The 13623-nt window shown below is 46.1% G+C and carries 12 protein-coding genes; 4 read left to right on the top strand and 8 right to left on the bottom strand.

Features of this window, described 5'->3' with window-relative positions; translation table 11 throughout:
• The first annotated feature begins 207 nt into the window (after window positions 1-207).
• Together RIF36_RS09315 and RIF36_RS09310 are read left to right on the top strand one after the other, a co-directional pair.
• Window positions 208-2973 carry a phosphoenolpyruvate carboxylase gene (locus RIF36_RS09315; RefSeq protein ID WP_350120740.1) on the top strand — a complete coding sequence of 922 codons (2766 nt, stop codon included), beginning with the start codon at window positions 208-210 and terminating at the stop codon, window positions 2971-2973.
• A gap of 59 nt (window positions 2974-3032) precedes the next feature.
• Window positions 3033-4085 (top strand): glycoside hydrolase family 113, encoded by a 1053-nt coding sequence (locus RIF36_RS09310; protein WP_350120742.1) that lies wholly within the window; start codon window positions 3033-3035, stop codon window positions 4083-4085.
• On the opposite strand, the gene RIF36_RS09305 is transcribed toward RIF36_RS09310, so the two are convergent.
• The 6 genes from RIF36_RS09305 to RIF36_RS09280 all read right to left on the bottom strand — a co-directional run bounded on the left by RIF36_RS09305 (window position 4082) and on the right by RIF36_RS09280 (window position 9814).
• Window positions 4082-5149 (bottom strand): VOC family protein, encoded by a 1068-nt coding sequence (locus RIF36_RS09305; protein ID WP_350120744.1) that lies wholly within the window; start codon window positions 5147-5149, stop codon window positions 4082-4084. The genes RIF36_RS09310 and RIF36_RS09305 overlap by 4 nt on opposite strands.
• Window positions 5150-5154: 5 nt before the next feature.
• Window positions 5155-5850, bottom strand: a complete 696-nt coding sequence (locus tag RIF36_RS09300) for a TIGR04283 family arsenosugar biosynthesis glycosyltransferase (RefSeq protein WP_350120747.1) — start codon at window positions 5848-5850, stop codon at window positions 5155-5157.
• A 175-nt stretch (window positions 5851-6025) separates the two neighbouring features.
• Window positions 6026-7108, bottom strand: a complete 1083-nt coding sequence (locus RIF36_RS09295; RefSeq protein ID WP_350120750.1) for a sensor histidine kinase — start codon at window positions 7106-7108, stop codon at window positions 6026-6028.
• A gap of 6 nt (window positions 7109-7114) precedes the next feature.
• Window positions 7115-7804: a response regulator transcription factor gene (locus RIF36_RS09290; RefSeq protein ID WP_151996371.1), complete on the bottom strand. Its 690-nt coding sequence runs from the start codon at window positions 7802-7804 to the stop codon at window positions 7115-7117.
• A gap of 148 nt (window positions 7805-7952) precedes the next feature.
• The gene (locus tag RIF36_RS09285; protein ID WP_151996370.1) at window positions 7953-8789 is read right to left on the bottom strand and encodes a DUF3108 domain-containing protein; all 837 of its coding nucleotides are present in this window, start codon (window positions 8787-8789) and stop codon (window positions 7953-7955) included.
• Entirely contained in the window at window positions 8786-9814 is a 1029-nt protein-coding gene (locus RIF36_RS09280; protein WP_350120753.1) for an aminopeptidase, read from the bottom strand. The genes RIF36_RS09285 and RIF36_RS09280 overlap by 4 nt, the downstream gene beginning before the upstream one ends.
• 127 nt (window positions 9815-9941) lie before the next feature.
• On the opposite strand from RIF36_RS09280, the gene RIF36_RS09275 reads away from it, so the two are divergent.
• Window positions 9942-10358 (top strand): hypothetical protein, encoded by a 417-nt coding sequence (locus RIF36_RS09275; protein WP_151996369.1) that lies wholly within the window; start codon window positions 9942-9944, stop codon window positions 10356-10358.
• Window positions 10359-10464: 106 nt separating this feature from the next.
• Window positions 10465-11496, top strand: coding sequence for a recombinase RecA (gene recA / locus RIF36_RS09270; protein ID WP_350120760.1), 1032 nt, complete (start codon window positions 10465-10467; stop codon window positions 11494-11496).
• A 78-nt stretch (window positions 11497-11574) separates the two neighbouring features.
• Here recA and rny read toward each other — a convergent pair whose 3' ends face one another.
• Window positions 11575-13140 (bottom strand): ribonuclease Y, encoded by a 1566-nt coding sequence (gene rny / locus RIF36_RS09265; RefSeq protein WP_350121296.1) that lies wholly within the window; start codon window positions 13138-13140, stop codon window positions 11575-11577.
• Window positions 13141-13226: 86 nt separating this feature from the next.
• Window positions 13227-13514: a cell division protein ZapA gene (locus tag RIF36_RS09260; protein ID WP_151996366.1), complete on the bottom strand. Its 288-nt coding sequence runs from the start codon at window positions 13512-13514 to the stop codon at window positions 13227-13229.
• Window positions 13515-13623 lie beyond the last annotated feature (109 nt).

Here is a 13623-nt window from a genome sequence, read left to right as displayed (position 1 = left end):
AGGCCATGCAGCCTCATGCACTCCATTGAATAATTTAAATTTATTTCATAAATATTATGAAGATTTCATAATATTTCGCAACGAGCACTAATCTCCTCTCTACTCACATAGCCTTTCCATTAAGAATCACTATTTTTGGAAGCCCTAATTTACACCCAGTCGGCTCAAGCCAACCAAAGGCTATGCCGACATAAAAATTATAGCTTTATGACAGACGTGCTGGAACAGGTAAGGATTGAACTTGGCAAGCCTTACGAAGACCTGACCTTTTTGCTGGAAGCCCTTAAGGATTCGCTATCCGAAAACGGAGAAGAAGCCATTGCTTCCAAGATTCCCTGGATCAACAAAATAAATTTTAGCAATACTGATCAACTCACTGAAAAGGAGATTCAGCTATACTCTCTGGTTTTTCAAATAGTAAACATGGTTGAGGTGAATGCCGCTGTGCAGAGTCGCAGACATTTGGAAGACCAGTCTCTACCAAGCATCAGTGGTTTGTGGGCCAAAAATTTGCAGTCGCTCAAAGAAGCTGGGGTCAGTCCAAAAGACATTGCCAGTAAACTTGCCGAAATTTCAATAGAGCCCGTGCTCACAGCGCATCCCACAGAGGCCAAACGGGCGTCGGTGCTTGAGCACCACAGGGAGCTTTACCTCCTCATTGTGCAGCGAGAAAACCAGATGTACACGAAAAAGGAGAAGGACAATATCAGACATAATATCAAGCTGGTATTGTATCGCCTTTGGAAAACAGGAGAGATTTATGTTGAGAAACCAGACGTAGCCTCGGAATTAAGGAATATACTTCACTATCTCGTAAATGTGTTTCCTGACGTGATACCAGTGCTTGACCGTCGAATGATACAAGCGTGGGACGACGCAGGGTTCGATAGATCTATTCTCCTCAATAGCACTAGTTTTCCAAAGATCAGCTTTGGTGACTGGGTGGGTGGAGACAGAGACGGCCACCCGTTGGTAACGGCTCAGGTGACCGCCGAAACGCTGCAAACCTTAAGACTCAATGCCATCGTGGTAGTTCGCCGCCGGTTGCTTATGCTCGTAAAGCACCTTAGTCTGGCCTGCGATATTGATAAAGTGTACCCCCCACTAAGAGAGAGGGCTTACCACCTTATGCATGAGTTGGGTGAGAAAGGAATTGAAGCTTTGCAACGCAATAAAGGTGAAGCATTTCGCCAATTCGTCAATATTCTGATGGCTCGCCTGCCCATTGACACTAAAAGAGGGCATGCCACTGAGCTACAAGACTTCAAAGGCGCCTATGCGGGTTCAAAAGAGCTCATAGACGATCTCACCATTTTAAAAGACGCCTTGATAGACTATGGTGCCAAATCTATTGCCTTTGATGAGGTGATAGGGGCCATTAGGATCGTAGAAACGTTTGGTCTACACCTGGCCCGCCTCGACATTCGGCAAAACAGCGCATTTCACGACAAGGCTATTTCTCAGCTGATGGACGCCGCCGGGCTGAAAGGAGCAGAGTACCTACAGTGGAACGAAGAAGAGAGACTGGCGTTTCTCAACAAAGAGCTAGCCTCCAACCGGCCGTTTGCCAACAAGAATATTCCGTTGGGTGAAAACGCCCAGGCGGTGGTGGACTGCCTCAAGGTGGTGGAGCAACATATTTCAAAGTACGGTGCAGAAGGCATTGGTTCACTCATTGTCAGCATGACCAGGAGTGTTTCCGATTTGCTAGCCGTTTATCTGCTGGCGAGAGAAGCAGGACTAACAACCCAGTCGGAAGAAGGGCTCGTTTGTATTTTGCCTGTGGTTCCATTGCTTGAAACGATCGAAGACCTTGAAAACGGTGGCCAAATTTTACAAGGCTTTTTGGAGCATCCTTTCACCAAAAGAAGCATTAAATACATAAAAACTAAGAATCAGGCCAGCTCGCTCTTCCAGCAAGTAATGGTAGGATATAGCGACAGCAACAAAGATGGTGGCATCATGGCCAGCCAGTGGAACCTGTACAAAGCACAGTCTCGGCTGAGCCAAATTGGACGTGATCTGGGTGTGAAAATTGTTTTCTTCCACGGCAAAGGCGGATCTATCAGCCGGGGCGCTGGCCCGACGCACTATTTCGTTAACGCCCTTCCTCATTCTTCCCTGCAGGGTGCTATCCGATTGACGGAGCAAGGCGAAACCATAGCGCAAAAATACGCCAATAAGGTAAACGCCGAATACAACCTGGAACTGCTGGTTGCAAGCACTGCGGCCAGAACTATTTTGGACGGAGTGACTGAAAGAAAGTATCACCCAATGGCTGAAATTCTTGAAAAGCTTGCCAACGAAAGCAAAGGCTACTACGAGAACTTAATGCATGAAGAAGGCTTCATACAGTTTTTTAGGGAAGCTACCCCCATCGATGCTATTGAATCTAGTAAAATTGGCTCACGACCTGCGAGAAGGTCCGGTGCCAAATCGCTTGAGGATTTGAGAGCCATTCCGTGGGTATTTAGCTGGAGCCAGTCGAGGTACAATATGACTAGCTGGTTCGGCGTTGGTTCTACCCTGCAGAATTTGAGAGATAATCAGCCCGAAATCTATGCGGAGTTCAAGAAGGCTATCAAGTTTGATCCCCTCATCCGTTATGTTTTCACCAACATCGACACCAGCCTTGCTTCCACCGATGAATTGATCATGAAGGAGTATGCTTCGCTGGTAACTGATGACAAAGTGAGAGACAAATTCCTCAACATCTTTATTTCAGAGTTAAAGAAAACAAGTGAAGCACTTGAAGGCCTTTTGGGAAGACCAATGAAGGAAAGGCGTAGAAACCACTACTACTCCAGTCTTTTGAGAGCTTCGCTAATGGACAACCTTCACAAAACACAGGTGAGCTTGCTTAAAAAGTGGCGCAAAGAGAAAGAGGAAGGATCAGACAAGACGGAGGTAACCCTCACTCACTTGCTCATTACCATCAATGCCATAGCAAGCGCCATGCGAAATACCGGTTGATGAATGATTTGAAATGCGCCTGAAAAGTGTCATATTTCTTAATATTTCGCTTTCAGGCTATGAATCATCTTAAACTCTCTATACTTGTCTCAGCATTTATCGCCACGACGCTGTCTGGTTGCTATATGCAAAACGCTCCAGTCCATTTGGGGCAAAAGATAAGCGGCGTGTCTTTGGTGGCCGGCAGAGAGGTAAGTCCGGAGGAAGAGCTTGAGCACTTAGACAGCGTGGGTGCCAAATGGGTAGCCATTATTCCTTTTGCTTTTGCTCCCGGTCATTCTTCAGAGCTGCACTTCAATCATTCCCGTCAGTGGGGAGGGGAAACGGCCAATGGCGTTGGCCAACAGATTGTGGCTGCCCATAGCAAAGGCCTGAAGGTAATGGTAAAGCCGCATGTGTGGGTGCGGGGAGACGGCTGGGCAGGTGATTTCGTGCTGGAAACAGAGGAAGAATGGGCGGCATGGGAAGAAAACTACCTGAGCTACATCATGACCTACCTGAAAGTGGCCGACTCCTTGAATGCGGAGATTTTTTGCATTGGCACTGAATTCAATCAGGCCATCATACACCGCCCTGATTTTTGGGTGAAACTTGCTACCACATGCCGGGCGAACTTCAAGGGTAAACTAACGTATGCTGCCAACTGGGACAATTATATGGAGGTGAGCTGCTGGGAACAGGTGGACTACATCGGCATTGATGCATACTTCCCTATTAGCGACGAAAAAACGCCTTCAGTAAAACAGCTAAAGAAAAATTGGGCAGAGCCGAAAAAGTCGCTGGAAAAACTTTCACAAAAATTTAACCGCCCCATTCTGTTCACTGAATATGGCTACCGTAGCGCAGACTATGCAGCAGCTAAGCATTGGGAATTGAACGAGAAAGAACAGCCACTAAACCTGCAGGCCCAAAGCAATACGTATGAAGCGCTCTTCCAGTCTTTCTGGGACGAGCCATGGTTTTCTGGTGGGTTTCTTTGGAAATGGTATCCTGATCATCCTAAGGCTGGCGGAATGGAGAACAACGACTACACGCCACAAAACAAGCCGACAGAAGTTGTGATCAAAAAGTGGTACACCAGAGAAGCTAATATCCCTCAGGCAGGAAATTAGTCCAGTGCTTTCGCTTTGGGGCTCGCCATGGCCAACACCTTGAACATCCACTTGGCCAACGGCTTGTTTCCCTTTCGCTTCGTAAGATCCAAAAACCAACCATATTTCTTCATGATCGGGATTTTGTGAGTTTCCACCAACTCTATCAGGGCCCCGTCAGGGTCTTCCACATAGGCGAACCGGCCTCCGGCTTCTCCCATGGCAAAAGTTCCTTTGCTGTCAATGGTAAATTTGTGGCCAGCTTTGTTCAGCACGTTCTGAAGAGGCTCCATATCCAGCACGTCGAAGCAAAGGTGAATGAATCCGCAGTCGCCCCAATATCTGGTATCGTCAAAAATTCTTTTTCCTGCTTTGTCTTTCCGTTCAACAAGCTCAAGCTCTATCCCGCCCAGCAGCTGACTAAATGCCCCAACTTGACCGGGAATTTTGCTTAACACCAGTCGTCGGACGGCCGGTGAGTCAGCATCGACGAACTTATCCCCATTGGCCTCTTCATCGAATACTACGCCTGAAGTGCCAAGCAAAGTCTGGTAAAATGGCAGCGATTTGTCCACTGACGAAACCCCAACAACGGCTCCGAAAATACCCCCGGTTAGGTTACCATTCTCCCCGAACCAGCCTTCTGAAATCTCAACAACCTGGAATATATTGCCCATCGGATCCTTTACCCACGCATACCCTCTTCCTTTAGCGTCGGTCAGAATCTCTGACACCTCCGCTTTGGCACTTTGAGCCAGTGCTACAAACGATTTAATGTTTCGGGTTTTGATCTTTAGGGCAAAAAGGCCCAGGTCGCCATACACCGGGTTAAAAGAGCAACTGCCGGGCGTTCTGCTTGTAAACTGCCAAATTTCCGCACCGCCACCGCCTGCCATGTTCAAGGCCAGCACGGCCCTTCTGGAATGCACCTCTCCGCCGGTGTAGGGCGTCATAAGTGCCGCTTCAGCCCTATCGTCGAAGATGGCAACAGACAGCCCAAACATTTTACTATACCAGGGCCAGTATTTATCGATATCCGGCACACCTATGCCTGCTTGCTGAACTCCAGTGATGTAACTTTCCATAGAACCTATTGATCAGTCTTGAGTAGTTTTTTATAAAGGCTTGTCAGCCTATGCTGAGAAGAGCCCCAAAAATACATGCTAAAAACTAAAAAGTTAGCAAATTGAACCCGAAGGTAGCTATTGGCGTCATATTTTCTTGCTGACACTACTATCTCCCTGGGTATGATCCGGAAGCTGCTTCTTTTCTTTATCCGTTCTATGATGTCATAGTCCTCCATGATCAGATAGTCCTCCTGAAAGCCGCCCAAATTCCAAAAAAGCTCTTTTGTGATAAAAAGCGTTTGATCACCGCCCCGACACCAAAGAAATGGGAACCTCGTGAAAAAAGCATTGATTCTAAGCGATGCCTTGTTCGAGTTAAAGCGATAGCGATAACAGCCGCTTTCGTAATCCAGAGAGAGTGATTCAGAAATATCGGCAACATAATCCGGCTCAACAACAACATCGGCGTGCACAAAGTAGAGCACATCGCCGCTGGCTTTTTCAGCGCCCAGATTCATTTGCACTGATCGCCGTCTTGTGGCAGTTTTAACCACAACCGCCCCGGCAGCCGCCGCTAATCGGGCAGTGGCATCATCGCTCCCTCCATCCACAACGATTATTTCCCTACTTCTGTCATCACCGTGCCGTTTCAGGCTTTCAATCAGACGAACGATATTCTGCTCTTCATTATAGGTTGGAATGATTACACTGATTGTCATTGATGGGTTAGGTTGTTCAGGTCTGCTTGTCCATTTGAAACTTGCCTAGTCGGTATTTGTTCACGCCGCTTGAATGCTATTTCCGTCCAGCAGGTGTCCTCAGACTTGCGGCAGTATAGCTGCTTCAAAAGCATCACCCAAAATTTAGCTAATTATTTTTTCGTAGCGGCAGTTACTACTCGTCCTCGTCTGGTGAGTCGTCACGGAGTACTTCAATTTCCTCCACGTCGCTCTTACGGAGTTTAAAAAAGAAAGTGGAGCCTTTGCCTACTGTGCTGGTAACGCTGACTTTGCTGCCATGGGCTTCGATAATGTGCTTGACGATGGCAAGCCCCAGACCAGTCCCCCCCTTCTCTTTCGACCGGCTCTTCTCCACCCTATAGAAGCGTTCAAAAACCCTCTTCAAGTCTTCAGGGGGTATTCCACGCCCGGTGTCTTTGACGAATACCGTTACATCATGCTTTCCCTCTTCAAAATCGATCTCCACCATACCTTCATCCTTGGTATACTTGATACCATTCGAAATGAGGTTAGTCAGCACCTGATAGATTCTCTGAAAATCAGCGTGAACATAAATCGGGGCCTTCCCCAACTTCGTATAACTAAGCTTGATGTTTTTCTTCTCTGCTTTGTCTTCAAACTGTTCGAATATTTCCTCGGTAAGCTCCCGAACGTCAAAGTCCTCAAAGTGCATTTTTATTTCACCGGTCTCCATTTGGGAGATGGTTAACAGGTCGTGCACCAGAATATCCAGGCCATCCAGGCTCTTGGCGGCCTTCTTCAGGAACTTGATTCGAACAGACTTGTCTTCTACCGCCCCATCCAAAAGTGTGTGCACAAATCCCTGAGCGGCAAAAATGGGTGTCTTCAGCTCGTGGGAAACATCAGCAAGAAACTCCCTTCTGAAAGCCTCCATCTTTTTCAACTCGTCAATTTCCCTCTGCTTGATTTTTGCGTAGGAATAAATCTCTTCGTTGATTCTATTAAGTGGACTAAAGGGATTCGAAGAGGGATCATCTACTTCCGTGAAATCTTTTTTCCTTATGTTTTCAAATGCTTCGTTAATGCCATTGATTTCCTTAAAAAAAAGAAATTCGAGCACGAGGCTAATCAAGAGATAGGAGGATGAAAACGAAAGCCCAAATGCCACAAAAAGGGCTGTGACGGTTACCTGAGGCACCAGGTACAAAAAAGCGGTAGTAATAACGGATATAGAAACAGATAGCAGCAGCGCAAGAGCCCGGGAGTTAAGCAACATAAAAGCCTAGTTAGCCTCAAACTTATATCCAACGCCTTTTACGGTAGATATATATCCTTCTCCTATTTTCTCTCTGACTTTTCTGATATGCACATCTACTGTGCGTGCCAACACATAAACGTCGGTGCCCCAAATGTTCTGCAACAGATCATCCCGGCTAAATACTTTTCCGGGGTTTTGGGCGAGAAAGTACAGCAGCTCAAATTCCTTTTTTGGGAGGTTGATCTTATCCTCTCCAATTGTAGCAGTGTAGCTTGTCCGATCAATACTCAAATCACCGGCCGATACCTGATTGTTGTCCTTCTTCTTTTTAGAATCTCTTCTGAACAAGGCGTTTATCCTGCTCATTAAAGCCCTCGGCTTTATCGGCTTTGTAATATAATCGTCGGCTCCGATATCAAAAGCTGCTACCTCCGAGTACTCTTCAGACCGTGCCGTTAGGAAAATAACGAATGAGTTATTGAGCTCTGGTATTTCTCTTAGCTGCCTGCATGTCTCCACACCATCCTGATGAGGCATCATTATGTCCAGCAGAATGAGGTCAGGATGGTAGGTTTTGGCAATTTCAACAGCCTTTCTACCATCGAGTGACGTCTTTACGTCATAACCTTCTTTGGCCAGATTGTACTTTAGCAGCTCTAATATGTCAGCTTCATCGTCTACTACCAGTACCTTTTGCGATTGCTTATTTCCCATTGTTCAAAGGGGATTACGATAATTTAAAACCAGGTCTTAGTGCTGTTTTTCTATAACTCAACTGAAAAATACCAGCTACGAATACTAAAGACGGGTTAAAAGTAGACAATAAAGAACTGAATGTAAAAGCGGTAACAATTTGTTAATACTACTCTTCAACGACCGCCAGCTTAGACTTAATATTCTTTGCGTCGGTGATATCAATATCAACCGAACCCACTAAAAACATCTTAGCTCTCACTTTTAATGGAATCTTGTTGGCGTCGTCAGACATCCATAGCAAGATTGCATCTTCCCCCTCGAAAATACTGTTTTCGGGCATGACCGGGGCGAATACCAAGGTTTTGATCTTGCCGAGTTTAGTCTTCAGCACTTCACGCCTTACAAACCTGATTTTCATATCGAAAAGCTCTTTGTCGAAAAAGGCTTTTACATGAAGAGTATCGTTAGGCTGAGTTTTTGAAAAATCAAGCGTCCGGATGTAGTAGTAACCGCTTACCAGATCCTGAATATTGGACGGTATGTCATACATTTTTGTGTCCTTGGGCTTAAAGGTATGCTTGTCCAGCGTGGTCACCTTGGCCTTTTCATTCTGGTGATCAAAATCAACCACTTCGTATTTTCTGTACCTTCCTTCCTGAATATTCCTGTAAAACTGATGGGGCACAAGTGAGGCGGTGTCATAGTAAGTGCCCCAGTTGTCCTTTACACTGTACAAGAAATCGGCCAGGCCTGTAGTCTTTCCGTAGACATCGATGCGGTAGCAAGGCCTCCCGTTGCGCCTTTCGATATCCGGCAGAATGCTCATGGTAGCTTCACCGGCGGTCAGCATGCCAATGTGCAGCCTGTACTCCAAAAGCTCACCCTTTTTGAAACTTCGGTTACTAAGGGTTCTAAATGCACGATCACCAGCGTACTGACCGAACGCTGAAAAAATTCCTGCGAGTGCTATTAACCCACCTATTTTTGTCAGTATATTTTTCATAACGAAGGATATACTCCTTTTAAATAAGTCACATATGCCCTAAGGTCACCCCCAAACCTCTCTTGCAATTCGTTTTCGAAACTGGTCATCTTCCCACGGTACCTCAGGTATGACATAAAGAAGGTATTGTTGGGCAACCTGTTCTCAGCTTTCCACTGAAACGGCTTTCTTTCTTCGAAGCGCAGGGTGTCCAGGTTTTTCATAATGTCATAAATCATGTCCTTTTTTTGCTCACTTTTCATGGCAACAGACATTGATTCGTCCATAGTTTTATATAAGCTATCCAATTTTCGTGCCCCATTCAAATAGTGGCGGTAGATCTTTTCGTAATCGACCTCTGAATTTACATACGATGTAAGTTCAGCTGAGTTTTGCCCAAACCGGTTCTTTAAGAACTGAATGGCACCCACTCTTCCCACAAAGCTGGCCAGGTTCTCATTAAACTCCACACTGTCTTTAACGTAAAGCGTGCCGTGTGTAAGCTCATGGATGATCAATTCAGCCAAATCACCCTCAGACCTCTCCAGCATTTTACTCAAAATTGGATCCTTAAACCAGCCGAGTGTGGACCAACCGCTTACCATGCCGATATGCGTGTCGTAGCCAGCTGAGTCCAGCCTCTCCCTTTCAAGCTTCGCCTTTTCCAGGTCAAAATACCCCTTGTAGGGAAACGACCCCAGAAACGGAAACTTCCAGCGATAAGGCACCAGGGCGAATGGCTCTGCAGCAGTTACGTTCCAGAGTAAATTTTCGCCCTTCTGATTATACATCGTCGTGTAGTTGTCAGAAGGGGAAATACCCAGAGAGTCGACGGCAAAAGACCTTATCTGCTGAATGAGCCTTAGCTTGGCCTTTAAAGAATCCGGGAAGTCGGGCGACTCTAGAAATTCCCCAATCGGTTGAGCTTCCCACAAGATCTCAAACTGCCCTTTGCCCTGCATCCACCCATAGCTGATCAAATCTCTATAATAGACCAATGCCGCTACCAAAAGCAGAGCGATCGTTAAAACAATCTTTTTCTTCACGATTCCAATTTAGCTCTTCAACACCTAACGACGAAAAATATTGTATAGGAAGCAAATCGCCCAACCATTTAGAGTGTCAAGCGTATAATACCTTGTAAAACATAGTACTAATCATTACCTTGTCTATATGAAGTCTCCTGAACAATTTCAAAGGCACAATAAGATCATCGGAAAAATTCTGATTGTCGTATCACTTCTGCACCTGGTGTTCTCAGCTTTTATGTACAACGCTGTCTATTTTTTCGATAGCTGGGAAATATTTAGTGATATCCATATAGGTGGGCTTACGCTCAGGCATCCTGCTGCCCTTATGTATGCCTTCCCGTTTTTCTATGTTGGGCTGGCCCTTATTGAGTTTGTGTTGGCTGCCGGCATTCTGGCTAACCAGAAATGGGCACAAAAAGCGTCGATGGCTCCTGCCGTTTTCTACTTCTTCAATTTTCCGCTGGGCACAGCATTTTGTATTTATATCTTCCTCACTTTCTGGGAAACACCCACAGCCGCTGAGATGGAAGTCAGTCAAAAGGCGGAAGAGAATAGCTGAAGGCTATTGTTGTGTGACAGGGTAAATCTGCCCCTGATAGCGTTGGTATTTGAGGCGAATCATAGTAAATTCACAGCCCCAATACTCAAATTTTTAATCACACATCATGAGCGATAAAACTGAAAAACTGAAGGCGCTGGCGCTGACCATCGACAAACTTGAAAAAACTTACGGCAAAGGCACCATCATGAAGCTGAGCGATGAGCGAGTGGTTGATATCCCGGCCATTTCTACGGGCTCTTTAGGGCTTGACATTGCTCTTGGTGTTGGTGGAATTCCAAGAGGCCGGGTAATTGAAATTTACGGACCGGAATCATCAGGTAAAACCACCCTTTCGATGCACTGCATTGCGGAGGCACAAAAAAAGGGAGGTCTTGCTGCTTTCATTGATGCAGAGCATGCCTTTGACAAATCCTATGCAGAAAAGCTTGGTATAGACACCGAGAACCTACTCATCTCTCAGCCAGATAATGGAGAGCAGGCACTGGAAATTACGGAGCACCTGATCCGTTCAGGCGCTATTGACATCATTGTGATTGACTCCGTAGCTGCCCTTGTACCCAAAGGAGAACTTGAGGGAGAAATGGGTGACAGCAAAATGGGCTTGCAAGCCAGGCTGATGTCGCAGGCATTGAGAAAGCTGACAGGTACTATCAACAAAACAGGCTGTTCCTGCATATTCATCAACCAGTTGAGAGAGAAAATAGGCGTGATGTTCGGAAATCCTGAAACGACCACTGGTGGTAATGCGCTAAAGTTTTACGCTTCGGTTAGGCTTGACATTCGTCGTGTGGGTCAAATAAAAGAAGGTGCAGACAATGTGACTGGCAACCGCACCCGGGTGAAGGTGGTAAAGAACAAAGTGGCGCCGCCATTCAAAATTGTTGAGTTCGACATCATGTACGGCAAGGGCATCTCCAAAGTGGGCGAGATCATCGACATTGGCGTTGACCTGGACATTGTGAAAAAGTCAGGCTCGTGGTTCTCGTACCAGGAAACCAAGCTGGGCCAGGGAAGAGATTCAGTAAAGGAATTGCTGCTTGACAACCCTGAACTGATGGAAGAAATAGAAAAGAAAATCAAAGAAAAAATAGCTGGTGTTGCTGCTCCGGCTCCTGTAGTGGCAGAAAAAGAATAGACAAACAAAAAGCCTTTAGTTTTTCGACCCTCAACGGGCTTAAAACTAAAGGCTTACTTTTTTTAACAGAATACCGGTCTACTTGGCGTAGGCAATTGATCTCATCTCACGAATTACAGTCACCTTTATCTGTCCCGGGTACTGCATATCTCTCTCGATCTTCTGGCTAATCTCAAACGACATGTCCCCAGCTCTCTGGTCAGACACCGAATCAGCGTCCACAATCACCCTGAGCTCACGACCAGCCTGAATGGCGTAGCACTTGTTCACACCGTCAAACTCCAGCGCCAAAGCTTCCAGCTCCTTCAGTCGGCGGATATACGACTCCATCACCTCACGGCGGGCACCCGGCCTTGAACCTGAAATAGCGTCACATGCCTGAATGATAGGTGAAATCATCGCTGTCATTTCCACTTCATCGTGGTGAGCGCCAATGGCGTTGCACACATCAGGATGCTCTTTGTATTTTTTGGCCAACTCCATACCCAAAATAGCATGTGGCTGCTCTGGCTCCTCGGGCCACACCTTGCCAATATCATGCAGAAGACCTGCTCTCTTAGCCATCTTGGCATTGAGCCCAAGCTCGGCCGCAAGCGTAGCGCAGAGCTTCGCAACCTCTCTTGAGTGCTGCAGCAGGTTTTGTCCGTAAGATGAACGGAACCTCATCCGGCCAACCATTTTGATCAATTCAGGGTGCACCCCATGAATGCCCAACTCAATCACAGTTTTCTCACCAATTTCTACAATTTCGTCGTCGATGTTCTTGGCAGTTTTGGCTACAATCTCTTCAATACGGGCCGGATGAATCCTGCCGTCCTGCACCAGGCGGTGCAAAGACAATCTGGCTACTTCACGGCGCACTGGATCAAAGCCCGAGATGATGATGGCTTCTGGTGTATCGTCAACAATGATCTCCACTCCTGTGGCTGCTTCCAATGCCCGGATGTTTCTACCCTCTCGGCCAATGATCTTGCCTTTGATGTCGTCACTTTCAATATTGAAAATAGAAACACAGTTTTCTATGGCATGCTCCGTAGCAGTCCGCTGAATTGTCTGGAGAACGATCTTCTTTGCCTCCTTGGTAGCAGTCAGCTTCGACTCTTCAATAATCTCTTTAATATGAGACGACGCCTTGGAACGAGCTTCGTCTTTCAGCGTTTCCACCAGCTGCTCTCTTGCTTCGTCGGCAGTGAGGCTTGAAATTTTTTCGAGGATCTCCACTTGCTGCTGTCTGATTTTATCCAGCTCTTCCTTCCTCTTTTTCATTATCTCCATTTGTGCGTTCAGATTCTCCTTGACAGAGTCCAACTCCGCCTCGGTTCTCTTGTTCTGCTCAAACTGCTTCGACAGCGCCTGCTCTCTTTGCTTGATCTTGTTTTCGTTGGAGATGATGATGGCCTTTTTCTTATTAGACTCCTCCTCAAATTCCTCCCTTAGCTTCAGGAATCTTTCTTTGGCTTCAAGAATTTTATTCTTCTTGATGTTCTCAGCTTCAATCTCAGCTTCCTTTACAAGTAGCTTACTCTTTTCTGCAATGTCCGATTCCTTAGACGCATAGGATTTCTTAAGAGCCATTCTCCCCACGAGAAAGCCAGCCACAATCCCCACAAAGGCAAATAGGATGATATATACGGTTGTGTCCATAACATTTAATATAAGGTGTATACTATTACTAGTTAGCACCAGCAGAAATTGCTACAGAAGCACAGTGTAAAAAATGATATGCAGGTTTATAAGGCCTGGGTGATCAGATGATTTAGGTGAGTAATCTTTTCTAGTGTTACCTGATCATTGTCTACAACAGTCTCGTCGACTTTCAGTTTTTCAATAAGCAAGTCGAAGGACACCATTGCCAGCAAGTCTTGTGGATCGTCGATGCCAAATTGTTCCTTATACGACTTCATCCTTTCATTCAATTGCTTGCCTGCCTGACGTACCATGCCCTCTTCATGAGCCGATACCTTCATTGGGTATTCTCTGTTGCCTATTTTTATCCGTATCGAAAGCTGTTCCCCCATCACTTATCCTTACAGGTTATTGACTCAAATGAGCAATGCACCTATCTATCTCCTTAATATATTCATTTAATACTTGTTTGAGTTCTGTCGAGTCGTCTCCGCTCAATGC

The organism is Imperialibacter sp., from assembly GCF_040222815.1.
Classification (GTDB): domain Bacteria; phylum Bacteroidota; class Bacteroidia; order Cytophagales; family Cyclobacteriaceae; genus Imperialibacter.
Note: the sequence above shows the minus strand (reverse complement) of the source record. Positions and strands in the feature narration are given on the sequence as shown.